The sequence below is a fragment of the Acidisphaera sp. S103 genome (assembly GCF_009765975.1).
Taxonomy (GTDB): domain Bacteria; phylum Pseudomonadota; class Alphaproteobacteria; order Acetobacterales; family Acetobacteraceae; genus Rhodopila.
Genome location: NZ_LMUJ01000031.1, coordinates 1 through 25,916, shown reverse-complemented (window position 1 = coordinate 25,916; position 25,916 = coordinate 1). Strand labels below are relative to the sequence as shown.

At 65.0% G+C, this 25,916-nt stretch carries 26 protein-coding genes; 18 read left to right on the top strand and 8 right to left on the bottom strand.

Annotated features, from left to right (window positions below):
* The first annotated feature begins 16 nt into the window (after window positions 1-16).
* Window positions 17-877 (top strand): sulfite oxidase heme-binding subunit YedZ, encoded by an 861-nt coding sequence (locus GSQ89_RS04630; protein ID WP_158922509.1) that lies wholly within the window; start codon window positions 17-19, stop codon window positions 875-877.
* 27 nt (window positions 878-904) lie between these two features.
* Entirely contained in the window at window positions 905-1,960 is a 1,056-nt protein-coding gene (locus GSQ89_RS04625) for a hypothetical protein (RefSeq protein ID WP_158922507.1), read from the top strand.
* A 23-nt stretch (window positions 1,961-1,983) separates the two neighbouring features.
* Here the strand turns inward: GSQ89_RS04625 and GSQ89_RS04620 are convergent, their stop codons facing one another.
* Entirely contained in the window at window positions 1,984-2,466 is a 483-nt protein-coding gene (locus GSQ89_RS04620; protein ID WP_158922505.1) for an ester cyclase, read from the bottom strand.
* Window positions 2,467-2,580: 114 nt separating this feature from the next.
* Here GSQ89_RS04620 and GSQ89_RS04615 point away from each other — a divergent pair, with 114 nt between their 5' ends.
* The 3 genes from GSQ89_RS04615 (at window position 2,581) to GSQ89_RS04605 (ending at window position 5,656) form a co-directional block, all read left to right on the top strand.
* Window positions 2,581-3,726 carry an acyl-CoA dehydrogenase family protein gene (locus GSQ89_RS04615; protein WP_158922504.1) on the top strand — a complete coding sequence of 382 codons (1,146 nt, stop codon included), beginning with the start codon at window positions 2,581-2,583 and terminating at the stop codon, window positions 3,724-3,726.
* Window positions 3,727-3,744: 18 nt separating this feature from the next.
* Window positions 3,745-4,545 carry a crotonase/enoyl-CoA hydratase family protein gene (locus GSQ89_RS04610; protein ID WP_158922502.1) on the top strand — a complete coding sequence of 267 codons (801 nt, stop codon included), beginning with the start codon at window positions 3,745-3,747 and terminating at the stop codon, window positions 4,543-4,545.
* Window positions 4,546-4,795: 250 nt separating this feature from the next.
* A complete protein-coding gene (locus GSQ89_RS04605) occupies window positions 4,796-5,656 on the top strand; it encodes a universal stress protein (protein WP_158922500.1) in 861 nt (286 codons plus the stop codon).
* Window positions 5,657-5,832: 176 nt separating this feature from the next.
* On the opposite strand, the gene GSQ89_RS04600 is transcribed toward GSQ89_RS04605, so the two are convergent.
* From GSQ89_RS04600 to GSQ89_RS04590, 3 genes are read right to left on the bottom strand one after another with little or no spacing between them, the layout of a single operon-like run.
* Entirely contained in the window at window positions 5,833-6,246 is a 414-nt protein-coding gene (locus GSQ89_RS04600; protein ID WP_158922498.1) for a Rieske (2Fe-2S) protein, read from the bottom strand.
* A gap of 3 nt (window positions 6,247-6,249) precedes the next feature.
* Complete coding sequence (locus tag GSQ89_RS04595) at window positions 6,250-7,380, bottom strand: amidohydrolase family protein (RefSeq protein WP_158922496.1); 1,131 nt, start codon at window positions 7,378-7,380, stop codon at window positions 6,250-6,252.
* Window positions 7,380-8,465: an amidohydrolase family protein gene (locus tag GSQ89_RS04590; RefSeq protein WP_158922494.1), complete on the bottom strand. Its 1,086-nt coding sequence runs from the start codon at window positions 8,463-8,465 to the stop codon at window positions 7,380-7,382. The genes GSQ89_RS04595 and GSQ89_RS04590 overlap by 1 nt, the downstream gene beginning before the upstream one ends.
* Before the next feature lie 111 nt (window positions 8,466-8,576).
* Here GSQ89_RS04590 and GSQ89_RS04585 point away from each other — a divergent pair, with 111 nt between their 5' ends.
* From GSQ89_RS04585 to GSQ89_RS04530, 12 genes are all read left to right on the top strand, one after another.
* On the top strand, window positions 8,577-8,837 hold the full coding sequence (locus GSQ89_RS04585) for a HigA family addiction module antitoxin (RefSeq protein WP_158922493.1): 261 nt from the start codon (window positions 8,577-8,579) through the stop codon (window positions 8,835-8,837).
* Complete coding sequence (locus GSQ89_RS04580) at window positions 8,834-9,727, top strand: pirin family protein (protein WP_158922491.1); 894 nt, start codon at window positions 8,834-8,836, stop codon at window positions 9,725-9,727. The genes GSQ89_RS04585 and GSQ89_RS04580 overlap by 4 nt, the downstream gene beginning before the upstream one ends.
* Window positions 9,727-10,137: a hypothetical protein gene (locus GSQ89_RS04575; RefSeq protein WP_216856009.1), complete on the top strand. Its 411-nt coding sequence runs from the start codon at window positions 9,727-9,729 to the stop codon at window positions 10,135-10,137. The genes GSQ89_RS04580 and GSQ89_RS04575 overlap by 1 nt, the downstream gene beginning before the upstream one ends.
* Window positions 10,138-10,232: 95 nt before the next feature.
* A complete protein-coding gene (locus GSQ89_RS04570; RefSeq protein ID WP_158922489.1) occupies window positions 10,233-11,285 on the top strand; it encodes an ABC transporter ATP-binding protein in 1,053 nt (350 codons plus the stop codon).
* A 10-nt stretch (window positions 11,286-11,295) separates the two neighbouring features.
* The gene (locus GSQ89_RS04565) at window positions 11,296-11,694 is read left to right on the top strand and encodes a VOC family protein (RefSeq protein WP_158922487.1); all 399 of its coding nucleotides are present in this window, start codon (window positions 11,296-11,298) and stop codon (window positions 11,692-11,694) included.
* Window position 11,695: 1 nt separating this feature from the next.
* Window positions 11,696-12,940 carry a sugar ABC transporter substrate-binding protein gene (locus GSQ89_RS04560; RefSeq protein ID WP_158922485.1) on the top strand — a complete coding sequence of 415 codons (1,245 nt, stop codon included), beginning with the start codon at window positions 11,696-11,698 and terminating at the stop codon, window positions 12,938-12,940.
* Window positions 12,937-13,818 (top strand): carbohydrate ABC transporter permease, encoded by an 882-nt coding sequence (locus GSQ89_RS04555; RefSeq protein ID WP_158922483.1) that lies wholly within the window; start codon window positions 12,937-12,939, stop codon window positions 13,816-13,818. The genes GSQ89_RS04560 and GSQ89_RS04555 overlap by 4 nt, the downstream gene beginning before the upstream one ends.
* Window positions 13,815-14,621: a carbohydrate ABC transporter permease gene (locus tag GSQ89_RS04550; protein WP_158922481.1), complete on the top strand. Its 807-nt coding sequence runs from the start codon at window positions 13,815-13,817 to the stop codon at window positions 14,619-14,621. The genes GSQ89_RS04555 and GSQ89_RS04550 overlap by 4 nt, the downstream gene beginning before the upstream one ends.
* The gene (locus GSQ89_RS04545) at window positions 14,618-14,995 is read left to right on the top strand and encodes a carboxypeptidase-like regulatory domain-containing protein (protein WP_158922479.1); all 378 of its coding nucleotides are present in this window, start codon (window positions 14,618-14,620) and stop codon (window positions 14,993-14,995) included. The genes GSQ89_RS04550 and GSQ89_RS04545 overlap by 4 nt, the downstream gene beginning before the upstream one ends.
* Before the next feature lie 51 nt (window positions 14,996-15,046).
* Entirely contained in the window at window positions 15,047-15,610 is a 564-nt protein-coding gene (locus tag GSQ89_RS04540) for a TetR/AcrR family transcriptional regulator (protein ID WP_158922477.1), read from the top strand.
* A 65-nt stretch (window positions 15,611-15,675) separates the two neighbouring features.
* Window positions 15,676-16,455, top strand: a complete 780-nt coding sequence (locus GSQ89_RS04535) for an alpha/beta fold hydrolase (protein WP_158922475.1) — start codon at window positions 15,676-15,678, stop codon at window positions 16,453-16,455.
* 2 nt (window positions 16,456-16,457) lie between these two features.
* The gene (locus GSQ89_RS04530; RefSeq protein ID WP_174254827.1) at window positions 16,458-19,868 is read left to right on the top strand and encodes an acyl-[ACP]--phospholipid O-acyltransferase; all 3,411 of its coding nucleotides are present in this window, start codon (window positions 16,458-16,460) and stop codon (window positions 19,866-19,868) included.
* A 163-nt stretch (window positions 19,869-20,031) separates the two neighbouring features.
* Here the strand turns inward: GSQ89_RS04530 and GSQ89_RS04525 are convergent, their stop codons facing one another.
* From GSQ89_RS04525 to GSQ89_RS04510, 4 genes are read right to left on the bottom strand one after another with little or no spacing between them, the layout of a single operon-like run.
* Window positions 20,032-22,215, bottom strand: coding sequence for a molybdopterin cofactor-binding domain-containing protein (locus GSQ89_RS04525; protein ID WP_158922473.1), 2,184 nt, complete (start codon window positions 22,213-22,215; stop codon window positions 20,032-20,034).
* Window positions 22,212-22,664 carry a (2Fe-2S)-binding protein gene (locus tag GSQ89_RS04520; protein WP_158922471.1) on the bottom strand — a complete coding sequence of 151 codons (453 nt, stop codon included), beginning with the start codon at window positions 22,662-22,664 and terminating at the stop codon, window positions 22,212-22,214. Before GSQ89_RS04520 ends, GSQ89_RS04525 begins: the two co-directional genes overlap by 4 nt.
* Complete coding sequence (locus GSQ89_RS04515; protein WP_216856008.1) at window positions 22,661-23,896, bottom strand: c-type cytochrome; 1,236 nt, start codon at window positions 23,894-23,896, stop codon at window positions 22,661-22,663. Before GSQ89_RS04515 ends, GSQ89_RS04520 begins: the two co-directional genes overlap by 4 nt.
* 42 nt (window positions 23,897-23,938) lie before the next feature.
* Window positions 23,939-24,787, bottom strand: a complete 849-nt coding sequence (locus GSQ89_RS04510; protein ID WP_158922467.1) for a hypothetical protein — start codon at window positions 24,785-24,787, stop codon at window positions 23,939-23,941.
* Window positions 24,788-24,908: 121 nt separating this feature from the next.
* Here GSQ89_RS04510 and GSQ89_RS04505 point away from each other — a divergent pair, with 121 nt between their 5' ends.
* On the top strand, window positions 24,909-25,715 hold the full coding sequence (locus tag GSQ89_RS04505) for an enoyl-CoA hydratase/isomerase family protein (protein ID WP_158922465.1): 807 nt from the start codon (window positions 24,909-24,911) through the stop codon (window positions 25,713-25,715).
* Window positions 25,716-25,916: the final 201 nt, after the last annotated feature.

Sequence of the window (25,916 nt, the reverse complement as noted above, 5' to 3'; positions counted from 1 at the left end):
ACGGAGTTCACAATCGATGACTGTTCCCTGGCGGGATCGCCGCGGCAGATTCTTGCCGTTCAAGGCGGCTGTACTGGTGGCGTTGCTGGTTCCCGGCGTGCTGTATGGCTATTGGCTGGCGATGGGCATGCTGGGCGCTCGGCCGATCACCGAAGCTATTCATGGCACCGGGCTGTGGGCGGTTCGTTGTTTCATGATCTCACTGGCGATTACGCCATTCGCCCGAGCGCTGGATTGGCCGTCACTTTTGCTGGTCAGGCGGAATGTCGGGGTCGCGGCAGCCTGCTATGCGGTGGCGCATCTCTGCCTGTACGTCGTCGATCAAAACTTCAAGCTGCTGACAGTGATTTCGGAAATTGCGCTGCGGTTCTACCTGACCATCGGGTTTATCACCCTGCTGGTGCTGCTTTCGCTTGCGGTCACCTCCACCGACGGATGGGTGAAGAAGCTGGGGCGGAACTGGAAGCGGTTGCACCGGCTGGCCTATCCGTTCGCCGCCGTGGCGCTGCTGCATTACTATATCCAGTCCAAACTGAACGTCTCGGAGCCGGTGTTCGTGTCCGGCTTGTTCATCTGGCTGATGGCGTGGCGCGCGTTGCCGGAGACGTGGCGGCGCAAGCAGGGCGTCGGTGTCACGGCGGCACTGTATGGCGGGCTGGCGGTGGTGTCAGGGCTGGCGACGGCGGTGATGGAGTTCGGGTGGTACGGGCTGACCACGCGGGTCAATCCGTGGCGGGTGCTGTATGCGAATGAGTCGATCGCTCGCGGGTTGCGGCCGGCGCACTGGGTGTTCGTGGTCACGGCATCGCTGGTGCTGGTTTTCATCGTCCGGCGGTTTATGCGAACCTCGCAGCCACTCCGGCGGGCGGCGGCCTGATCGGGTGCCCTGACAGGGAGACGTTCGATGGCATCGCCTCGTGATCTCGTCCATTTCGTCGGCAGCGTGCCGTTGCAGGACAGCGATGCGGTGTTCCGGACGTTGGCCGGCGAACTTGGTCCCTATGTGCGCCGGCTGCCCGACGGCGAAACCGGCAAGCGATCGCGCTGGATCTACTTCCAGCGGGAGATGCTGGAATCGCTTCCCATCATGGAAGTCGACCCCACAGTGCCGGTCCTGCGTATCCACGAATGGAACGGCCGGCTGCTGCGCGAGACCAAATTGCTGCGCCTGAAGCCGGAGATCGACCAGGGCACCGTCGCATTCCCCACCGGCTACGCGGAGGCGGCGCTGGAGTCATGGGCGGTGTTCCGCGGCCTGCGTGAAGAGGGCGTCATTCCGGCTGGAATACGGTTTCAGGTCTCGCTCCCCACGCCGAATTCCGCTGGCTACATGTATGTCAGCGCGCCCGGCCGCCCGGCCTTCCTCGCGGCGTATGAGCGTGCCCTGCTGACAACTCTGCGAGCGATCGTTGCGGCGATTCCAGCCGGCGACCTGACGATCCAATGGGACATCTGCCAGGAAATCCTGGTGTTTGAGGATTATTTCCCCGGCCGCCCGCCCGACTACAAGGCCGTGATGTTCGCCATGCTCGGCCGGCTGGGCGATGCGGTGCCAGATGCGGTCGAACTCGGCTTCCATCTTTGTTACGGGTCGCCGGCGGATGCGCATCTGGTGATGCCGCGCGACGCCGGCATCCTGACCGAGGTGATGAACGGTATCGGCGACGCGGTGCGGCGGCGGATCGATTACATGCACATCCCGGTGCCGCAGGACCGGACGGACGACGGCTATTTCACGCCGCTGACCGGGTGGCGGCAAGGGCCGGAGACACAGCTGTATCTGGGCCTGATCCACCACGCCGACGCGGATGGCGACCAGAAACGCATCGCGGCGGCTCGGCGGGCGGTGCCGGCGTTCGGCGTGGCCAGCGAATGTGGCTGGGGTCGGACCGATCCCACCAAACTGCCGAGCCTGTTGCTCGGCCACCGGCTGGCGGCGAGCGCGTTGGCGGGAGGTTAGTGCCCGTCTGGCAAAATGCGGATTCAGGCTCGCAATTGCGCCAGCACGCCAGCGATGTCGCCCATGCCCCAATGTTCGGCGAACTGGTTGTTCGTAACCCGGAAGATGTCGCAGGAGGTGAAGCGCAGCTTTCGCCCAGTGGGGGCGATGCCGAAATAGAGTCCGCCATGGGTGCCGGTATAGACGAAGCTCGCAGCGACCTTGCCATCGGCGGCGAGGGCGGTTTCCACCGTGACCCGAAGATCCGGGATGCCGGCCAGACGGGCGGCGAAAAACGCGACGGACAGTTGTTTGGGGGTTTTGCCAGCCGGCGGCGGGGGAACGGCGGCGCTGGTCTGGTGGTTGACGTAGTCCTCGGCGAACAGCGCGGCGAAACCGGCCATGTCGTGCGCGCTGAGCGTCGCGGCAAAGCGGTCGATCAGGGTGCTGTCGTCGGCGGCCCGGGCTGAAGCGGTCAGGACGGTGCCGGCGAGGGCGGCGCCGGCCAGCAGGTGTCTGCGGTCCATGGCGATTCTCCTTACGGCGGCGTTGATGCCGGCTTCGGCGTGGTTCGGCAATGGGCCTTGACCCCCTCCGCCCCTCAGGCTACCGGCTGGTAACCGACAGCCGAGGACACGCCGGTGAACGCCTTCACCTTCCCCCCGCCACCGCCCTGCCCCGAGGCCGAAGCCCTGCGCCTGGAGGTGCGTGATTTCTTGCGCACCGAACTGGCCGGCCGCAAACCGGTGGAGCGGGCGGAGTCCTGGACCGGGATGGATGCGGATTTCAGCCGCAAGATGGGGCAGCGCGGCTGGATCGGCATGACCTGGCCGAAGGCGCACGGCGGGCATGAACGGTCGTCGCTGGAACGCTACGTGGTGCTGGAGGAGATGCTGGCCGCCGGGGCTCCGGTGGCGTTGCACTGGATCGCCGACCGACAGTCCGGGCCGCTGATCCTGCGCGTCGGCACAGACGAGCAGAAGAAGATCCTGCCGCGCATCGCCGCCGGTGAAGCGTTCTTCTGCATCGGCATGAGCGAGCCGGATGTCGGGTCCGACCTGGCGTCAGTGCGGACTCGGGCGGCGAAAGTCCAGGGAGGCTATTTGGTCAACGGGACCAAGGTGTGGACCAGCTTCGCGCACAAGTCGCAGTACATGATCCTGTTCTGCCGCACCGGCCCGGCCGAAGACCGGCACGGCGGCGTCAGCCAGTTCCTGGTCGACCTGCACAACACGCCGGGCATCACCATTCGCCCGATCATCGCGATGACGGGTGAGCATCATTTCAATGAGGTCGTGTTCCAGGACGCGTTCCTGCCGGAGACCGCCCTGCTGGGTAAAGAGGGCGATGGCTGGAACCAAGTGACTAGCGAACTGGCCTTCGAACGCAGCGGGCCGGAACGGTTCCTGTCCTCATTCTGGCTGTTCGTCGAGTTGGTGCGGGCGCTGGGGCCTGATCCGTCGGATGCCGGGGCGGTCGCGATCGGGCGGCTAAGCGCACACATCATCACGCTGCGACGGCTGTCGCGATCGGTCGCCGGGATGTTGCAGAATGGGGACAATCCGGCACAGCAGGCGGCGTTGGTGAAGGATTTGGGCGCACTGGTGGAGCAGGAAATCCCGGAGATCGCCCGCCAGTTGGTGGACCAGGAACCCGACGAAAAATCGACGCAGGCGTTCGCCGCGGTGCTGGCGCACACGATGTTGCATGCGCCGTCGTTCTCGCTGCGCGGTGGCGCCAGGGAAATCCTGCGGGGGATCATCGCCCGTGGGCTTGGATTAAGATAGTTTCAAAGGAAACCGACGATGACCGACAAGGTTCTGTACCAGCAGGACGGCCAGATCGTTACCATTACGATAAACGATCCGGCGATGCGCAACCCGATCTCCGAACGCGAAACGGTCGATGGCATCGTCGCGGCACTGGAACGGTTGAACCAGGACAAAACCGCTCGGGTTGCCATCCTGACCGGGGCCGGGACCGCGTTCAGTTCGGGCGGCGATCTGCGGGCGATGCAGAAGGCGTTTGAGGAACGGGCGGCCAGCCCCGCGCTGACGACGCAGTATTACAAGTTCGGCATCCAGCGCATTCCGCTGGCGTTCGAGAAGCTGGATGTGCCGATCATCGCCGCGGTGAACGGGCCCGCGATCGGCGCTGGGCTCGATCTGGCCTGCATGTGCGACATGCGGGTGGCGGGGGAAAGTGCCCGTTTCGCCGAGAGTTTCGTGAAGGTGGGTATCGTGCCGGGTGATGGCGGGGCGTGGCTGCTGCCTCGGGTGGTCGGCTATTCGAAGGCGTGCGAGATGGCGTTCACCGGCGACATGCTGAACGCGCAGGAGGCGCTGGCGTGCGGATTGGTGTCGCGCGTGGTGCCGGACGCGGAGTTGCTGGACGCGGCGAAGGCGCTGGCGCAGCGGATCGCGGTGAACCCACCGCAGGCGGTGCGGATGGCCAAGCGGCTGCTGATCGAGGGGCGGCACAGCCGGCTGGATACGCTGCTGGAACTGTCGGCCGGGTTGCAGGCACTGACGCACGCGACGGCCGATCACCGAGAGGCAGTGAACGCGTTCCTGGAGAAGCGGAAGCCGGTTTTCAAAGGGGACTGAGATACCGGACGGGATCAGTGCAAGAAATCGCCTGGTCCCGACTGACTTGAATTCTTGGCTGGCGACCCACATCCACTTCATGATGCCAATAATGCCGATCGGCGTTGTTATTGACCGCTCGGCATCCTCATGCAATCGTCATGGCGGGCGAAGGCCCGCTACCCACGCCTTTGTTTTTGCACGCAAAAGGCGTAGATGCCGATCTGTATCGGCATGACGGAGGGTATGATGACCGGCAAAGGAGGCTGTCATGAAGCTTCGCGACCTCGTTGTCCTGCTGGATGGTTCGTCTCGCGATAATGCCAAGCTGGCCGTGGCGGCGGCGCTGGCCAAGCGGCATGACGCGCACCTGACCGGGTTGTGCCCGCTGGAACTGCTGTTGCCGCCGGATACCTCATTCGCCCTGGGCGGCTATCCCGACCTGTGGGCCGTGCCGGAATTCGCCAAAAAGGTCGAGGGCGAGGCCCGCACCAAAGCCGCGCTGATCGAGGGGCCGTTCCATGAACGACTGCGCCGCGAGGGGCTGAAGGGCGATTGGCGGCTGGAAACCGGACCGCTGATCCAGGCCATCACCCGCCGATCCCGAGCGGCTGACCTGGTGGTGGTGGGACAGGCCGATCCGGATCATCCGTTGCCGCTGGCGGCGCGTTCACTGGTCGAGGATATCCTGATGACGGCGGGGCGGCCGCTGCTTCTGGTGCCCTATGCCGGACATTTCGAGACCGTCGGCACCACCACCCTGGTCGGCTGGACGCCCACGCGGGAGTCCGCGCGCGCGGTGCATGATGCGCTGCCGTTATTGGCTCCGTCAGGCAACGTGACGGTGCTGACCGTCGAATTGCCGGGGTCGGCGTCGGAAGCCGAGGCGGCACCCTCGGCCGACATCGCCGAACATCTGGGCCGGCACGGGTTGACGGTGACGGCGGCGCGGACTGTCGTGTCGGACGGCCTGCCGGCGGCCGATGTGCTGCTGGATTACGCCGCCGATATCGGTGCCGACCTGCTGGTGGTGGGCGGGTACGGACACTCGCGCACACGGGAAATGATCATGGGCGGCGTGACGCGCGATTTACTGCGGCACATGACGCTGCCGGTGCTGATGTCGCACTAGGCTTTTTCTGGCCGAGCGAGCAACGTTGAGACCATCATCACCCGTGCGCGGTAGCCTTTAGCGCGCGTGACAGCCCTCAACCGTCATGGCCGGGCGTGTCCCGGCCATCTTCGCACCGACTGACGAAGCGTGGATGGCCGGGACGCGCCCTGCCATGACGGTAACGGAACAGAGGCTCAGACGGTCACGACGACGTAGCGTTCCTCGACCGTCACCTGGACCTGTTCGGCGACGAACGGGCCTTCCACCAGGGTCTTACCCGGTTCCACCGCGACATCGAACGCGCGGGCCTGCACGCTGTTGGGGTCGCACAACGACTGGCCGGTGCGGATGTCGAATTCCCAGCAGTGCCAGGGGCAGCGGAGCATTTCGCCGGAGCGGGTCAGGCGGTAGTCGCCCGGGCTGGGGGCGACCAGGCGGCTGACGATTTCCCCGCGGCAGAGCGGCGCGCCCTGGTGCGGGCAGCGGTTGATCAGGCCGTGGAAGTCGTCGCCAATCCGGAAAATCCCGATCTCCCGCCCGTTGACGGTGACGATTTTCCGGCTTCCGGGCGGGATTTCCTCGATGCTGGCGACGACGTGGCGGCTCATGAATCAATCCAGGTTGTAGAGGGCTTTCGCGTTGTCGCGATAGATCTTGCGCTTCCAGTCGTCCGGCAGCGGGATCTTGAAGGCATAGCGCGGATCGTCCTGGTCCCAGTGCGGATAGTCGGTCGAGAACATCACCCGGTCGGGGCCGATCCATTCCAGGATCGACAGCATATCCTGCGGGCGTTCCGGTTCCTCGATCGGCTGGGTGGTGACCCAGATGTGGTCGTGGACGTATTCGGACGGGGACCGCTTCAGGTGCGGAACTTCCGCCTTCAGGCGCTTCCAATGCTTGTCCAGGCGCCAGCACAGCGCCGGCAGCCAGGCGAAACCGCCCTCCACCAGGACGATCTTCAGGTTGGGGATCTCCTCGAACACGCCCTCGCAGACCAGGCTGGTGACCAGGGTCTGCATGGTCTGCACGTAGGAAGGGTGTTCCTCGTGGTAGAATGACGGCCAGCCGCCACCGGTGGAGGCGTGACCGCTGGTGCCGCCCAGGTGCAGCGAAATCGGGAAATTGTTGGCGGCGCAGGCCTGCAGGATCGGCCAGTAGCGGCGGCGGCCGAGGGGTTCGAGGCCACGCGGCGGCACGTTGACCTGCGCCCAACGGCGGTCGCCGGCGCGTTTCTCGATCTCGGCGATGGCGGCTTCGGTGTGCTCGATGTTGATCTGGACGGCGCCCAGCAGGCGGGGGTCGGGGTCGCACCAATGGGCGAGCTGCCATTCGTTGGCGGCAGTGGCCATGGCAGCGCCGAATTCGACGTTGCGCTCGCCGGGTCCGCCGCCAACCAGCGGGGCCAGCAGGCCGTACGTCACATCGAACAGGTCGAGCAACTGTTCCTGCATCATCGGCAGGTCGGAACCGGGGTGGCCGCCGGATTTGGGCCACGAGTCCATGCGCATGCCGGCGCCGGGCGACATGCGGGGATACATCGACGTCTTGGCCAAACCCTGACGAGGGCGGCCGCCGATGGTGTTCTTGTGGTCCAGCCAGCGCTTGGACAGGAACGGATCGAAGTCGTTGGGGCCTTTGACGTAAGGATGCACGTCGCAGTCGATGAAGCCCATGTGGCTTTGCGCGGGACGGTCAGACCCGAGCGATGGGGCAGGTTTGCGATCCAGGACGGTGACGTTCATCACGATGTCTCCTTCAGGCGAGGATAAGTTTCCAGCGGGTTTTCGACGCAAATCTTGCGGATCAGTTCGGCCGACAGTCCGGACGGCAACGCTTCGTCGCCGTCGAAATGCCAGTGCGGATAGTCGGAGGAGAACAGCAGCATCCGGTCGGAGCCAAGCTGCTCCAGCAGCGTGTGAAGCTGTTGTTCGGTGGGTGGGGCGTCGAACGGTTGTAAGGTCAGCCGGACATGGCGGCGGACGGTTTCCGTTGGCTGTTCTTCCAGCCACGGCACCTCTGCTCGTACCCCGCGCCAGGTCTTGTCGAGCCGCCACAGCGACGCCGGCAGCCAGGTGACGCCGGATTCGATCAGCACCACCTTCAGGTCGGGGAATTTTACGAATACGCCCTCGCTGACCAGGCTGTTCAGCGCAGCCTGGAAGCCTTGCGCCTGGGAGACGTAGTCCTCCAGGTAATAGGACGGCCAGCCCAGGGCGCTGGGCGGATGGCGGAAACTGCTGCCGGCGTGGATGCCGATGGGCAGTCCGTGTTGGGATGCGGCCTTGTAGATCGGCCAGTTCTGCCGGCGGCCGAGCGGCACTTCGGTCATCGCAAGGAGAAGGACCTGGACGAAACGGGGATCGGGGGCGAGGCGCTCGATTTCCTCGACCGCCAGTTCCGCGCTGTGCGGCGGCACGACAATGGAGGCGCGCAGGCGGGGGTCTCGGTCCAGCCATTCCGCCTTGATCCAGTTGTTGATGGCCCGGCAGAACGCGGCGGACAGGTCCTCGCTGAGCATGACCTGAGCGCCGTGGACGACATTGCAGATGGCATGGGCGGGACGCAGGCGGTCCAGCAGATGGGCTTGCAACGCGGGCAGGCTGCTGCCGGGCGGGCCGGACGGCAGGTGCCAATCGGGGCGGCCGTTGATCGGGGCGTTGGCGGGATAGCTGCTGGGCTCGAAATTTTCGCGCTCCAGGCCGCGGCGCAGGACGTGTTCGCGCCAGTAGGGGTCGAAATGCGGCAGCAGCACACGCGTGGCCGGCAGGGCGGGGTGGATGTCGCAGTCGATGGCGCCGGTCAGGTGGTCGGAGGCGGGACGGTTCATGGGCGGTGGTATCGCCTTCGCTTGTGGTATGAGACGGTAAGGGATGCGGGTTGCGGTGTAAACGTTTTCACCCCCGGCAAGGTTGAACCGCTGCGATAAATGAGGTGAGCCATGTTGATCACAGCCCGAAAGCCGGCAACCGCGGGGCAAATTCTGGTTGAGGAATTCATGCGGCCGATGGGTCTGTCGCAGACCGAGCTTGCCGAGGCCATGGGTGTCCGGCGGCGGCACGTCGATGAACTGTGCAGCGACCATCGCAGCGTTACCGCCGATACCGCGGCGACGCTTGCCCGTGTGTTCGGCACCAGCACGAAATTCTGGCTGAACGTCCAGCGACGCAACGATTTGTGGGAGGCAAGCCAACCATCATGACCCAGGGATCGATTGAGGCAGTGATCGTGCCGCGTGCCCACGACGTCGGCGGGTTCGAAGTCCATCGCGCCCTGCCCACCAAAGAAAAGCAGATGATCGGCCCGTTCATCTTCTTCGACCAGATGGGACCGGGCGAGTTCCTCACCGGACACGGCCTGGATGTCCGGCCGCATCCGCATATTGGCTTGGCCACCGTGACGTATCTGTTCGAGGGCTCCATCCTGCATCGCGACAGTCTGGGCACGCAGTTGCCTATCGTGCCTGGCGACGTGAACTGGATGACCGCCGGCAGCGGCATCGCGCACTCCGAACGCACCGATGCGGCATTGAGGGGACATGCCAACCAGCTGTTCGGTATCCAGTCCTGGGCCGCGCTGCCGAAGACGATGGAGGAAACCGCCCCGGCCTTCACCCATCACGCCGCGGACACATTGCCGATGCTGGCCGATGGCGGCGTCCAACTGCGTCTGATCGCCGGTGACGGATGGGGTCTCCGTTCCCCGGTTCAGACGCACTGGCCGCTGTTCTATGCCGATGCCGCACTGGCGCCCGGTTCGGTGTTGCCGTTGCCTGATCAGCATGAGGAACGCGGCGTCTACGTCGTTACCGGTTCGGTGGATGTCGCCGGGACGCGCTTCGAGGCCGGGCGGATGTTGCTGTTCCGAGCAGGCGATCGGCTCGCCATGCGGGCCGGACCGCTGGGTGCTCGGCTTTTGCTGCTGGGCGGCGCCGTCATGGACGGGCCGCGCCATATCTTCTGGAACTTCGTTTCGTCCTCCCGGGACCGGATCGAGCAGGCGAAGGCCGATTGGAAAGCGCGGCGTTTCGGAACGGTCGCAGGCGACGAGAAGGAGTTCATTCCGTTGCCGGAGATACAGGTACGGGGATAATGGCGCGCTCACGTCGCGGAGTGTGGGCACCGGTCCCGCCCAAGCCGGTGTCCCCGGATGCAGCCGAGAAGCAGGCAATTATCGACACCTGCGAAACATTCATTGCTACCGTCCTAAAACCGCGCTTCCTGCCGTCGATCAAGCCAACCGAATTCAACTACATGGTCGATATCCGCGGTGAATGGCGGGCCGGACGCTATCGCTTCATGAGGCGGTACCGCTCTGGCTTTCCGGAAACCGCAGGAATGGAATTCGACGCATCGTTCGCCCGCATCGACCGCATGGGGCCGGACCAGTTCGACATCTACTGGATGCGGCACACCGGAACCTGGTACCAATTGCACACCGGCAAGACATTCGCGGAAACGCTCCACATTCTGGAAACGGATGGGATCCTGTTCCCCTATTGATCGCCACCCGGCCACAAATCGTGCCCCCTGGCGCCACCCCACCAATCGGTTAGACTCTCCCACAACGCCTCGACAACGGGCCTGGGGGAAGCGGATTGGCGACGTTGGAACTGCGCGACCTACGCAAGAGTTTCGGTCCCGTGGAGGTCGTGCCGGGCGTCAACCTCGACGTGGCGGAACACGAATTCGTCGTTCTGGTCGGACCCAGCGGTTGCGGCAAAAGCACCATCCTGCGGATGATCGCGGGGCTGGAGGAGCCGACCTCCGGCGACATCGTCATCGACGGTGCGGTGGTGACTCAGCGCGAGCCGAAGGACCGGGACATCGCCATGGTGTTCCAGGACTACGCGCTCTACCCACACATGACAGTGGCCGAGAACATGGCGTTCGCCCTGCGCTACCGGCATGTAAAGCGGGCCGACATCCGCCGCCGCGTGTCCGAGGTCGCCCGCATGCTGGAAATTGAGCCGCTATTGCAACGCACGCCGAGGCAACTATCCGGCGGGCAGCGGCAGCGCGTGGCGATGGGGCGGGCCATCGTCCGGGATCCGAAACTGTTCCTGTTCGATGAGCCGCTATCGAACCTCGATGCCAAGCTGCGGGTGCAGATGCGCACCGAACTGCGAAAACTGCGCGACGCGGTGCCCACCACGACGATCTACGTGACCCACGATCAGGTCGAAGCAATGACGCTGGCGGACCGGATCGTCATCCTGAACCACGGCCGCATCGAGCAGATCGGCACTCCGGAAGACGTTTACGACACGCCCGCCACCGCCTTCGTCGCCAGCTTCATCGGCGCCCCGGCGATGAACCTGCTCCCCGCTCGGCTGGACCATCGCCAGTTGCGGCTGGAAGACGGCACCGTACTCCCTTGCCCGCTCGACGGCGCCCGCGATGTGCTGTGCGGCATACGCCCGGAAAGCCTGGTCTGGAGCACCCAGCCGTCCGGCCCCTGTCTGCACGGCACCGCCCTGACCGTCGAACCGCTGGGCGCCGATACGCTGGTCACGTTCCTCGTCGGGGACACCGAAATCGCCGCGCGCCTGCCGCCACGCAGTATCAGACGGGCGGGTGAGGCGCTGACATTGATGCTCGATCCCGCCGTGGTGCATGTCTTCGATCAGGAAACCGGGCAACGAATATAGGGAGGCAACGATGGCACTGACGCTGGAACGGCTGGACCATGTGGTGATCAACTGCCGGGACGCGGAGGTGACCGCATCCTGGTACCAGCGCGTGCTGGGCATGTCGCGGGAGGTGTTCGGCCCCGACAAGCGCACCTGCCTGAAGTTCGGCAACCAGAAGTTCAACGTGCGGCCCACCGGCGCGGCGAACTGGGCGACCGCCGATGCGGACCAGCCGGGATCGCTGGATTTGTGTTTCGTGACCACCACCCCGATGCGAGAGGTCGTCGCGCATTTGCAGGCCTGCGGTGTGACGATCCTGAAAGGGCCGGTTCCCCAAACCGGCGCGATCGGCACGCTGACATCGGTCTATTTCCACGATCCCGACAAGAACCTGCTGGAAATCGGAAGCTATCAACGGGAGGCATGATATGAAACGCCGCACATTCCTGGCCGGCACCGCCGCGACCGCCCTGACCACGCCCGCCATAGCCCAGACCAGCAAGAAACTGACGTTCCTGAGCTGGAACATTGTCGACCAGGCGGACCTGTTCAAGACCTGGTTCGCCGAGTTCGGCAAGCTGCATCCGGGCGTGGAGATCGAGTGGCTCGACAAGAAAGGTCCTGATCTGCCGCCGTTCTACCAGACGCAGCTTGCGGCCGGGACGCCGCCGGATGTGGTCGATCTGCAAGGCGGCATCGGTGTCGAATACGCGGCACAAGGCGCGCTGCTCGATCTGACGCCGTATCTTGCCAAGCAGCCTGATGTGAAGGCGCGATTCAACGCGGACTACCTGGGCAACTGGGTGTGGGAGGGCAAGAACTGGCTGGTGCCGTTCTACGTCGCCAAGTCGCTGCTGTTCTACAACAAGTCGCTGTTCAAAAAGGCCGGCATCGAAGCCCCCGCCACCAGTTTCGACGAATTGCTGACGCAGGCGGAGAAAATCGGCGCCGGCGGTGGCGATCAGACCGGGTTCCTGACGCTGAATTTCGACTGGCTGTACTGGGCGCTGTTCCGCATGAACGATGTCGAGCTGCTGACGCCCGACCTGAAACAGCCGGCGTTCGATACGCCCAAGATGATCGAAACGATCGAGCGGCTGGCGAAAGGCACCGCCGGCACCGCGATCAACAAGATCTCGTGGACCGGACGCTGGGTGGAACCGCTGGGTGCGTTCGCCTCGGGACAGGTGGGGATGCTGAACGCCCATTCCTCGGCGTATTTCTTCCTGAAGGGCCAGGGCGCCTGGATCAACCCCGATACGCTGGGCGTCGCCGAGCTGCCGGGCAACTGGTCGGTGCCGACGCTGCATGGCTACGGGATTTCCAAGGGCACGAAGGACCCCGACCTGGCGTGGGCGTTCGTGGAATTCTGCACGGCCAAGAAGCAGGCGCAGGAAATGGCCGACAACCGGCGCATCCTAACCGGTTATACCGAGGTCGATGACACCCTGATGGACCGGATCAAGGGCCAGGAGCCGCTGGCCTACGCGGTGCTGAAAACCCAGCTTGAGCACACCGACAAACTATGCGGCAACTGGCCGCTGCCCAGCGACAGCCGCGTCAAGGACGCCTTCTACCCTGAACTGCAGAACGCGTTGCTCGGGCGTAAGGATGCCAAGACCGCGATGAAGGAGGCCAGCCGAAAGGTCGCTCGCGAACTGAGGCGCGCATGAGGTCCAGACGGCGGGCGACGGTCATCGCCTGCTTCCTGGCGCCGTCGTTGCTGATCTTCATCGTCTACCGCATCCTGCCGCTGGTATGGAACGTCGTACTGTCGTTCGAGTACTGGTCGCCACTGCACCCGGCGACCTGGGCCGGCCTGGATAACTACCAGGAGATGCTGCAAGACGACGACGTGTTCTGGCTGGCGCTGTGGAACACGCTGATCTTCCTGGGGTCTCAGCCGGTAGCGATTGCGCTGGCGCTGGGCATCGCGCTGCTGGTGAACAGCGACCTGAAAGGCGCGAGCGTCTACCGCACCATCGTCTTTCTGTCGTACCCACTGATGACCGTTGCGGTCGCGATCATCTGGCACTGGATGTATAATGAGCGCGGCGGGCTGATCAATTACGCGCTGCGCCAGTTGGGGATTATCCACCAGCCGATCGCGTTCCTCGATTCGTTTGCGTGGGCGCTGCCAAGCATCATCATCGCCAATACGTGGCAGGTGCTGGGGTTTTTCATGATCGTGCTGTTGTCGGGGTTGCAGAACATTCCGCCGCATCTGTATGAGGCGGCCCGCGTTGATGGTGCGCCGGCGTGGGCGCGCTTTTTCCGCATCACCCTGCCGATGCTGCGGCCATCGGTGTTTTTGTGCCTGGTGATCGGCATGCTGAACTCATTTTCCGCCTTCGATCTGATCTACGTGATGACCAACGGCGGACCCGGCCACGCGACCGAGTTGCTGATCACCTACATCTACAAGCAAGGTTTCGTTTCCACCCGCTTCGACTACGCAGCGGCGCTGACCGTCGCGCAGTTCGCGATCCTGCTGCTGCTCACCTGGATCGCCCATCGCGCGGTCGGCGGCAACGCGGGGGCGATCGAATGAGGAAGCTGTGGTGGCGGCATGCCGCGCTGATCGTCATTTCGATCATCATGCTGGCGCCGTTCTACTGGCTGCTGAAGACGGCGATCACCAGTGAGAACATCTATGAATATCCACCGCATCTGCTGCCGGTGCGGCCGCAATTGTTCAACTTCGTCGATGTCTGGTACCTGATCCCGTTCCCGCGCTATCTGTTCAACAGCATCGTGGTGTCGCTGATCGCGGTGGCGGGCAACCTTGTGCTGAATGCCATGGCTGGGTTCGCCCTGACGCTGCCGTTCGTGGGGCGGCGTTCAGTCATCGTGCTGCTGCTGTCCTGCACGCTGATCCCGTTCCAGGCGACGATCATCCCGGCCTATCTGATCACCGCGCATCTGGGGCTGCTGGATTCCTACCTCGGGCTGGCGCTGCCGCTGCTGTCCACCATCGTCTGCATCTTCATCTTCAAGGCCAGCTTCGATGCGGTGCCTCGGTCGCTGATCGATGCCGCCCGGATCGATGGGCTGGGCGAGATGCGCATCCTGCTGCGGGTGATGCTGCCGCTGTCCACCCCGGCGATCGCCACCAACATCGTGCTGTCGTTCATCTGGTCGTGGAACAACTTCCTGTGGCCGCTGATCATCACCCGGTCGCAGGACATGCAGACCCTGCCTCTGGGGCTGGCGCGTTTTCTCTCCTACATGGAGGACACCACCGGCGCGCTTTACGCGTTCGTGGTGATGGTGCTGGCGCCGGGGCTGCTGGTGTTCCTGATGGCCCAATCGGCGTTCATGCGAGGCCTGACGACGGGGGCGACCAAGGGATGAGGTGGCGCCGCATCCTGCTGAGCCGGTTCTTCATCGTCCCGGCCGTCCTGCTGCTGGGGACCGGCGCCTGGAACGTCTATGTCGACCTGCATGCGCACGGGCTGCTGGAAGGCAGCGTGATCGACGCGGCGGGCAAGCCGGTGGCCGGCGCGACGGTGATCCTGTCGGTGCATGATTTTGTCACTCAGGTGGAGAAAGCCCGCACCCGGACGGACGCGGCGGGGCGGTTCCGCTTCGACGACAACCCGTCGCACCTGATCCAGCTACAGGCCCAGGACGGAACCGAGGCGTCGCCGCGCGTCACCATCCGGCTGTGGTTCCGCGGACAGGATCGCGTGGTGACCGAACCGCTGCGGCTTGCACCGAACGCTTGACTTCGGCGGGGTTTGGGTTCAATCCTAACGAACGTTCGTTAGGAAGCGTCGATGCTGGAAACCTACAGCCCAAAGGAACGCATCAAACGCGAGGCCATGCGGCTGTTCGTCGAACATGGCACTGACGCCGTCTCCATGCGCGACATCGCCGACGCGGTGGGTATGAAAGCCCCCAGCCTCTACGCGCATTTCCGCAGCCGTGAGGACCTGATCGGCGAGTTGTTCCATGCCAGCTATGCCGCCTATGGCCGGCAGTTGGCTAACGCGGCTTCGGTCCCGGGCGGATTCCGCCAGCGACTGGAAGCCATGGTCCGTGTCGCCTGCGCGCTGCATGCCGAGGACGAACTACTGTTCGACTTCCTCTTGCTGACCCAGCACGGTTTCCTGCGGCAGGTGCCGCAGACCGAGGACAATCCCGTGGAGGTCATCTGCCGGACAGTCGCCGCGGCGATGGCGGCCGGTGAGATCCCGTCTGGCAACCCCACGCTGATCGCCGGCGCCGTCATCGGCATCATCGTGCAGCCGGCGACATTCAAACTGTATGGCCGCCTGACCCAGGGACTGGGCGAACTGGCGGACGAAATCGTCGCGTTGTGCCTGAAAGTCGTATCGTGAACCGCGTCCCCACGCTCGGTGGTTATCAACTTTGGTCGGATTTGTGGATCCGGTCCGGATGGCGTGTGCAACAAAGCACTGCGAATGGAACCGTGCGGCTGCTCGACCCGGCCTATCGCATCGCGGCGAAAGGGTCGCTGGAAGCCTGCCTCGATGCCGGCCAAACGCAGGCGCCGGCCGCTGAAGGGGATCGCGCCGTCATTTTGCTGCACGGCCTCGGTCGTGGTCGCATCGTTATGCGGCGCATGGAGCACGCTTTGAGAAAAGCAGGCTGGACCGTTGCCAATGTCGGTTACCCGAGCCTGCGGCGCCCACTCGCTTATCATGTGGACGCGGTACGCTGCATCGCTCGCGCCCTGCACCAGGATGGGGCGCACGAAATCGCCCTGGTCGGTCATAGCCTTGGCGGCCTCGTCGCCCGCATGACCGCCGTGCATGCTGGCGAGGACGGTTGGACCCTGGGCCGTATCGTTCTTGTCGGTTCTCCTGCGCAAGGTTCGGCTATCGCCGAGGCACTGAAGGATTTCCCACCGTTTCGGGCCATAGCGGGTGAGTGTGGGCGGGCGGTTACCCCGCTGCACGCCATTCAGGTCCCCGTGCCTGCCACTGAAATCGCGATCATCGCCGGCGGAAATGGTAAGAATGGCTACAACCCGTTCCTGACCGGCGACAACGACGGGATCGTGACCGTCGATGAAACCCGTTTGCCGGGTACCGAATCCGCCTTCCTGCTGCTGCCCTCGACGCACACGAGATTGCCGATGCGCCACGATACCGTGGCGGCGACCCTGAGCTTCCTCGAAACCGGTCATCTGCTGACCCAACTTCAAGCCGGAAGGTCCTGACAATGTCACTGATAACGTCTCGACGCCTTGGACCGCTGTGCCTGACGCAGACCTGCGGGGCGTTCAACGACAACCTGGTCAAGAATGCCATGGTTGTCCTGGCCATCTTCAAGCTGGGCGCCGGCGGGGCGGGCCTCGCGGCAGTGGCGGGGGCGCTGTTCATCGCACCGTACGCCCTGCTGTCGGCCACCGCCGGCCAGTTGGCGGATCGTTTCGACAAGTCCCGGCTGATCCAGGCGACGAAGGCGGCGGAGGTCGTGTTGATGGCCGCGGCGGCCTGGGCGTTTGCCGCCAACAGCGTGCCGGGCCTGCTGGCGATCCTGTTCGGCCTGGGCGTGCAGGCGACGATGTTCGGGCCGCTGAAATACGGCATCCTGCCGGACCTTCTGCGCGACGAGGAACTGATCGCCGGCAACGGGTTGATCGAGGCATCGACCTTCCTCGCCATCCTGGCCGGAACCGTCGCGGGCGGCGCGCTGGCGTTGCTGGATGGCGGCCCTCTCATCGTCGGCGCGGCCGGTGTCGGTGTGTCGCTGCTGGGCCTGGCAGCCGCGTTCGGGGTGCCGCGGGCGCCGGCGGCGGATAGTTCGTTGCGGATCGGCTGGAACATCCTGCGCGAAACGATCTCGGTGACGCGTCAGGCGACGGCCAACCGTTCGGTGTGGCTCTCGATCCTGGGCCTGAGCTGGTTCTGGGCGATCGGCGCCACGCTACTGTCGGAATTTCCCACGATCACCCGTGATGCACTGGGGGCGGACGGCCATGTGGTGACGTTGTTGCTCACAATGTTCGCCGTCGGCGTCGGGATCGGATCGATGCTGTGCTCGCGGTTGCTGCATGGCGAGGTCAGCGCCCGTTACGTCCCGTTCGCGGCGTTCGGCATCACCGTGTTCACCTGGGATTTCGGCGCGACGGTGATCAGCGCCCACGGGCTGATCAGCGTGTCGGCCATCCTGCATGCGGTGGCCGGCTGGCGCATGCTGATCGATCTGTTGTTGCTGGCGATGTGCGGCGGCCTGTATTCTGTGCCGCTGTATGCCATCGTGCAGGAGCAGTCGGAGCCGTCGCATCGCGCCCGCACCATCGCTGCCAACAACATCATCAACGCCGTGTTCATGGTGGCGGGCGCCGTGTTTGTCGCCGGGTTCTCCGCCGCGCATGTCTCGTCACCCCGTGTGCTGCAAGTCGCCGCCGTAGCAAACTTCGCCGTTGCTGTCTGGATCGTTCGCCTGTTGCCGCAAACCGTCTTTCGCGCGCTGTTCCAATGGTATTTCCGCCTGTTCCACGTGACTCGCATCGAAGGACTGGAAAACCTGGCCCACGCCGGTGCGCGATCGATCCTGGTCATCAACCATTTGTCGTTCCTCGACGGCTGCCTTGTCGCCGCTTTCATCCCCGGCGACATCGTCTTCGCCATCGACACCGAACAGGCTCGGCGATTCTGGTTTCTGAAGTATATCCTTGATGTTTTCCCGGTTGATCCGACCAATCCGATGGCGATACGCGCGATGGTGAAAGCGGTGCGCGACGGACGGCGGCTGGCGATCTTCCCCGAGGGACGGATCACGCTGACCGGCGCGCTGATGAAGATTTATGATGGCCCCGGCCTGATCGCGGATCGGGCGGACGCGGCGATCATTCCGGTTCGCATCGATGGTTTGCAGTTTCACAAGACATCTCGGATGCAGGGCAAGCTGAAGCTTCGGTGGTTTCCCCACGTCAGCCTGACGGTGCTGCCACCGGTGCGGCCCGAGGTACCGGCCGCGCTGAAGGGACGCGAGCGGCGGGCGGCGCTGGGGCGCATCATGCAGGATATCATGACAAACGCCGCGTTCCGCCCCGAACGGCTACGGCACAGCCTGTTCGGTGCCTTGCTGAATGCCCGGCGCCTGTATGATCGGGGATTGCCGGTCGTTGCCGACATCGTTCCCAATGAAACCGGTGGCGCCACGCTGACGGAACTGCGCTATGGCCGGCTGATCCTGGGTAGTGTGGTACTGGGGCGGAAACTGGCGGCGTTCACGCGGCCGGGTGAGCATGTCGGGGTGATGCTGCCGAACGCCGTGGGCACCCTCGTGACGTTCTTCGCGCTGCAATCCCAGGGCCGCGTGCCGGCGATGATGAACTTCACCACCGGCGCTGACGGCATGCTGTCCTGCTGCGCGGCCGCGGGCATCGAGACGATCCTCACGTCTCGGCGGGCCGTGCAGAAGGGCAAGCTGGAGCGGCTGGTGGAGTCGGTGAGCGCAAAAATTCGTTTCGTTTACCTGGAGGACGTGCGGGATTCGATCGGGTTGCTGGACAAGCTGCGCGGGAAGCTGGCGGCGCGGCATCCGGAACGGTTGCCGGGTGCGGCTGTTGATGCCGGGTCACCGGCTCTGGTGCTGTTTACATCAGGGTCCGAGGGCACGCCGAAGGGGGTCGTGCACAGTCATCGCGCGCTGCTGGCGAACTGCGCGCAGTTGCGGTCGGTGGTGGACTTCAATCCGTCGGACCGGGTGTTCAATGCGCTGCCGATGTTTCACTCGTTCGGCATGACCGCGACGCTGCTGCCGCTGATGTATGGCGTGCGGGTGTTCCTGTATCCGTCCCCCCTGCACTACCGGATCGTGCCGGAGATGGTGTACGCGGAACAATCCACCATCATGTTCGGCACCGATACGTTCCTGACGGGCTACGCGCGCAAGGGCAATGCGCTGGACCTGCAATCGTTACGCTATATCTTCGCCGGCGCCGAGAAAGTGCGGCCGGAGACTCGTGCCGCCTACATGGATCATTTCAAGAAACCGATCTTCGAGGGTTATGGTGTCACCGAGACCGCGCCGGTGCTGGCATTGAATACGTGGGGCAACGCTCGGGCAGGTTCGGTCGGCCGCCTGCTGCCGGGCATCGAGGCGCGGCTGGAACCGGTTCCCGGCATCGACGATGGCGGCCGGCTGTTCGTGCGCGGACCCAACGTGATGCTGGGCTACCTGCGCGCCGACGCGCCCGGCGTGCTGGAGCCGCCGACGGACGGGTGGTACGACACGGGCGACATCGTTGCGATCGATGAGGTTGGCTTCGTGACGATCAAGGGCCGCGCAAAACGATTCGCCAAGATCGGTGGCGAAATGGTGTCGCTGGCAGCGGCCGAGGGGCTGGCGAACGCGGTTTGGTCCGATGCAGTCCACGCGGTGATTACGGTGCCGGATGCGCGCAAGGGCGAGAGACTGCTGCTGGTGACCAACCAGCGGGATGCCGAGGCGCGAGTGTTGCTGGCCGCCGCTCGGGAGCGTGGCGTGGCGGAGATCCAGGTGCCTCGGGAGGTGATGGTGGTGGACAAGGTGCCGCTGTTGGGGACGGGGAAAATCGACTATCCGGCGGTGCAGGTGATGGCCGGAGCGCGGACGGAACGGGAAGAGGTGGCAGCGTAGGGGTGAGCGGGCTACCGGGGCTCCCGTCATGGTCGGCGCAGGCCGGCCATCCACGCCTTTCCGGGAGCAGTACTGCAAGCCGTGGATGGCGGGCCTAGCGCCCACCATGACGATGAGAGGCCGGTGCCGTGCGGTTGAAGGCTCGATTATTTCGTATCGGATTCTAAACCCCGATCGCCGTCTTCACCGCCGGCGCCGACAGGGGGATTTGCCGCAGACGCACACCCGCCGCGTCTTTCAGGGCGTTGGCGATGGCGGCGCTGGTGGGTCCCTGCCCTGCCTCTCCGGTGCCCAGGAACGGCAGTCCCGGCCGGGGAACGATGTACACGTCGATCGAGTCCGGTGCGGCGGGAAACCGCAGGATAGGATAGCGGCTCCAATCGAAACTTGTGATTCGTTTCCGGTCGAAATGGACCTGCTCATACAGTGTCCAGCTTGCGGACTGGATGATGGCGCCCTCGATCTGCAGGCGGATGCCGTCGGGGTTGACCGGCTGACCACTATCCACGGCGGCGACCACACGGCCCAGGCGGATCTGTCCGGTTTCGTGGTCCACGCCCAGAGTCAGTGCGATCGCGCAATAGGCAGCGAGGTTCTTGTAGCGGGCGAATGCGAACCCTCGCCCGTCGCCGCGCTTGCCGGCGGACCAGCCGAATTTCTCAGCCGCTAGGCTGATCACCGCCTTCGCCCGTTCGTCCTGCAGATGCCGCAGCCGGAATTCCACCGGATCGGCCCTGGCAGCTTCCGCCAGTTCGTCCATGAAACTTTCGATGGCAAACACGTTCAGGTAGGCGCCCAGCGACCGCAGCGCGGAAATCCGCACCGGCATCTGCGGAATGAAATGATAGACGACGCGCGCGTTCGGCAGCGCGTAGATCGGGTTGCTGTTGCGGTCGCCGCCGCCCTCCGGCATCGGGATCGGCGCGGGCGGTGGCACCGGCAACTTGTCCGACAGCGCGGCGTTCTGCAGCATCAGGCCACCGATATTGGGGCGGCGGTTATGGGTGTTGCTCCAGACCGCGTAGTCCCAATCGACGATGCGGCCATCGGCATCGATCGCACCTTCGACCTCGGCGATCATCGCTGAGCCATAGGGTTCGTTGGTGTGCTCGTCCTCCCGCATCCACTGCACGCGGATCGGATGCCCCGGCACGGCGCGAGCGATCAGCACCGCGTCGCCGGCAACGTCGTCGGCGCCGTTATGGCCGTAGCACCCCGAACCCTGAGTGTGGATGCAGTGAACCTTATCGGGCGGCAGCCGCAGCAGGCTGGCCAGGGCGGCGCGCAGCGGGAACACACCCTGTGTGTGGGTCCACACCGTCATCGTTCCGTCGACGAACTGAGCCACCGAACAGGATGGCCCGATGGCGCCATGCATCAGGTAGGGACGGCTGTAGCGCGCCTTCAACCGCTTCACCGGCGCGCCCGCCTGTGCCTGCCATGTCAGCACCGGGATGTCCTTCACCGGCAGGGCCTGCAACGTGTCCAGAATCGTTGCCTCATCCGGCAGCGACGCGGTTTCCTGCCATTTCGCCGCGGCGGCCAAAGCGCGCATCGCCTTGATGGCCTGCCATTCTTTCGTCGCGACAACGGCGAGGTAGCTGCCGTCCCGCACCACCTTGACGACGCCTGGCATATGCTCGATCGGGCCGGTGTCGAAATCCAGCAGCGTCGCGCCATAGCTGGGTTGGCGGACGACCCTGGCATGCAGCATGCCGGGCAAGCGCAGATCCTGCACGTAGGACGCGCCGCCGGTCAGTTTCGCCGGGATATCGATCCGCTGCATCGGCGTGCCCATCAGACGATATGCGGCCGGGTCTTTCAGCGGACTGTTCGCGGTGGCGTCCACGTGCAGGTTCAGCTTCGCCGCCAGTTCGCCATAACCGATGGCACGGCCGTCCGCCGCATGGACCAACCCGTCGGCTGTGGTCAGCGTATCCGCCGCGACACCGAATTCGGCCGCTGCCGCATCGCACAGCAGGCCACGTACCTGCGCTGCCGCGTTCAGGATCGCGGTGCCGCTGTCCTGCATCGAGTGACTGCCGGCAGTGAAGCCTTCATTCGGAGTCCGCATCGTGTCGGCGGTGATCAGCTCGATCCGGTTCGGCGCGACGTCCAACTGTTCGGCCGCGATTTGCAGCAGGGCGGTGGTCAGCCCCTGCCCCAGTTCCGCCTTGCCGGTGAACACGGTCACCCGCCCGTCCGGCGCGACGCGGATCCAGGCATCCAGGCTGGGTGTTTCCTTCAGACTGCCCGGCCGCTTCGGTTCCTGCGCATGCAGCGAGAACGCCACGACCAGCCCGCCCCCGGCCGCCAGCAGCGTCCGGCGCGACAGAACGGCGGTCATGACTTCACCCCGCGGCCGGCGGCTCGGCGAACCGCGGCGAGGATGCGCATATGCGTGCCGCAGCGGCACAGATTCACCGCCATCTGGTCGCGTATCTCCTGCTCCGAGGGGTTGGGATTGTGCTCCAGCAGCGCCTGGGCGCGCATCACCATGCCGGCGATGCAGTAGCCGCATTGCGCCGCCTGTTCCTCGACGAACGCCTGCTGCACGGCGTTCATACCGAGGCCCTCGATGGTACGGACGTTGCGGCCAGGCAACAGCGCGATCGGCGTCAGGCAGGAGAACACCGCCCGTCCGTCGACCATCACGGTGCAGGCGCCACATTGGCCCAAACCGCAGCCGAACTTGGCGCCGTTCAGCGCGAGATCGTCTCGCAGGACATACAGCAGAGGTGTGTCCGGTTCCGCATCGACATCATGGTCGTGCCCGTTGACGTTCAATCGGATCATGATGAACCCCTCGCCTTGGCCACCTCGGCCGGAACATCGGTCCAGGCCGGTTTTTCGCTGTATGTCGCCCGCAGATAGCTCGCGAGATCGGCCACCTGCGCGTCCGTCAGCACCGCACCGAAGGACGGCATGTAGGGTGCCGACTTTCCCTCCCGCCACGGAATGCCGTTCAGGATCATCTGGATGGCACCCTGCGGCGTCGGCGCGTTGACCACGGTGCTGAGCGCCAGTGACGGCGCACCCGCTCGGGTCATCGGCGCATCCGAACCGTGGCAGCCGGCGCAGGCGCCCGCGAAGATCGCCGCGGCATGCGGATCGCCGCCGGCGCGCGCCATGACGGGTTCGGGCGCCGTTTTCGGCATCATTGAGGCAATGTAGGTGGCGATCGCCTGGATATCGGAGTCAGGGACACCGGCCAGTTCATCGGTGACCGCCGTCATCGGACCAGCCGCGGCCCCGTGGTGGGCCTCGAAGCCAGTGCGCAGGTAATCCGCCAGCGTAGCCTGGGTCCAGGGTCGCACGGCAGGCGATGCGGACTGCAAGGGCGGCGCGTACCAGTTCTCCGCCTGACCACCGGCCAGCGTTTGTCCGCTGCTTTCGGCGCCCAGGGCGTTATGCGGGGTGTGGCAGGCGCCGCAGTGACCGATGGCCTCGACAAGGTAGTTGCCGCGGTTCCAGGCCGCATCGTGCGCCGGGTCCGGATGCCAGGGGCCGGGGCTGAGATACAGCAGATTCCAGCCGGCCAGGACGAAGCGCTGGTTGAGCGGGAATGGCAGTTGGTTCAACGGTGCGGTGGCGTGAGCCGCAGGGCGGGTCATCAGGAACGCATACATCGCGGCGATGTCGGCGTCGGTCGCCCTGGTGAAATGCGGATACGGCAGCACCGGATACAGATGATGCCCCGCTCGGTCGATCCCGTCCCGCATCGCACGCTTGAACGCCGCCTCGGACCAGCGGCCTATCCCCGTTTCGGGGTCCGGCGTGATGTTCGTCGCATAGACGGTGCCGAACGGCGTCGGTACGCCTCGCCCGCCGGCGAAGGGCTGGCCGTTGGTGGCTGTGTGGCAGACCGAGCAGTCGCCGATGGCGGCGAGTTCCGCGCCACGCGCGACCTGTTCGTGCGAAAAGACTGCGTGTGTGTCGACCGGCGCGATGGCAGGATGCCACAGCAGCGCGCCGGCACCCACGACCAGCAGCGCCACGGCCGCCGCGATGATACGTGCTTTCGACAAAGCCATCCCTGTCTGGTTTTGTTAAGTCATGATAGCAGACGGCTACGACGCGCGCACCTCCGGCAGGGCGTCCAGGATCAGTTGCCCAAACATCGTCATCTCCGGGCTGGTTTCGGCGTAGCGATCGATGGTGGCCAGGACGCGCCGCGTGGTGTCCGCGTCTGGCGGGGCGCAGTCCGGCACGCCCGGCAGTCGGGCGACGATATCCGGGGCGGCTTCCCTGGCGGCGGCGCGGAAATCGGTTCGGGCTGTCGCGGTGGCGGGCGCGGCGAAGCGGGGGGCGAGTTCGTCGGCCAGCCAGGACAGGACGGCGGGCCAATGAGCGATCTGCCGGTACAGCGCCGGCAGGAACGGCCTGCCGTCCACCTCGGTGGCGAAGCGCATCAAAACGGCGCGATGATCGGGCGGCAGTGACGCGGGATCGGCGTTGCCGGGCATCGGCGGCAGCATTGCGGGCGGAGTCCAGGTGTTCGGGAATCCTGGTCCGGACGGACTCGCGCCGTTCAGCAACTGGGCCAGGCAGGCGCCGGTCATCAGGTTCACCGGCGAGACCCGCACGAAGTTCTCGGCGATGTTTCGGATGGCGGCCAACGCCCCGGAATCGATCCCCCAGGCGCGCAACGTCGCCTGATCGATCGGCGCGGCGGGCGACAGCCGTACGGAACGAGCGAGACGCCAGCCAGTCTCGGGGATGGCGCCGGACACCATCGCCGGCCTGACCGCGTCCCACGCCCATTCCAGCACGCCCGGCATGGTGGCCAGATAACGCTGCAGCGACGACACGTACGGCACGCCGGAGAAACGACGGATTTTGTCGTAGATCTCGGCGATCCGGCCGGTCGCGGCGTCCTCGGACAATTCGGCGAGCAAGGCTTGCGGTTGACTGGCCACGATCGTGTCTCCCTGGATGATGCGCTGAGTATCGGCGGACGGCATCGGCGGTCAACGGCGCCCCTTGACCCTGTCCGGGATGAAGGAGACCACTGGACGTTCCAGGAGGAGACAACAAACCATGCCCGACCCCTACGCCCGCTACACCCGCCTGCGCTTCGACCGGCCGCATCCGAAGGTGCTGCGCATCACCATGGACAATGGCAGGATGAACACGGCCGACGATGCCATGCATGGCGAACTCGCCGATATCTGGCGCGACGTGGATCGCGACCCGACGGTCAACGCGGTGGTGATCACGGGGGCTGGAAAGGTGTTCTCGGCCGGCGGCGATTTCGGCATGGTCCAGGACAATATCGACAACTTCACCGCCCGCACCCGGCAATGGAAGGAGGCTCGGGAGATCGTATACAATGTTATCAATTGCTCGAAGCCGGTGGTCAGCGCGATGCGTGGGGTTGCCGTTGGTGCCGGGCTGGTCTGCGGCATGCTGGCGGACGTTTCAATTGCAACCAAGGACTGCCGGATCATCGATGGCCATACCAGGCTGGGGGTCGCGGCGGGGGATCATGCGGCGATCATCTGGCCGCTGCTGTGCGGATTGGCCAAGGCGAAATACTATCTGCTGCTGTGCGAACAGGTGCTAGGCGCCGAAGCCGAACGAATCGGGCTGATCAGCCTGGCGGTGGAAGATACCGAACTGGACGGCAAGGCGGTGGAGATTGCGACCCGCCTGGCCGAGGGCGCGCAAAGCGCCATCCGCTTCACCAAATACGCGCTGAACAACTGGCTGCGGCAGGCCGGCCCGACGTTCGATGCGTCGCTGGCGCTGGAATTCCTGGGATTCACCGGACCCGAGGTGAAGGAGGGCCTGGCGTCGCATCAGGAGAAGCGCAAGCCGTCGTTCCCGCCGGATTCGGTGGTGTGATACCAGCGGTCGTTGATGCCGATCCTTCGATTAGCCCGTTCGTCATACCGACGGAGGTCGGTATCCACGCCTTTACCATGCTAAAACAAAGGCGTGGATGGCGGGCGGTACAGACCGGCTACATTGGTAACACTTTAGACCGGGCACATGGGTAACACTCTGGATTTTGGTCTGGAGGAGCGAGCCATGGGGTGGGCGGTG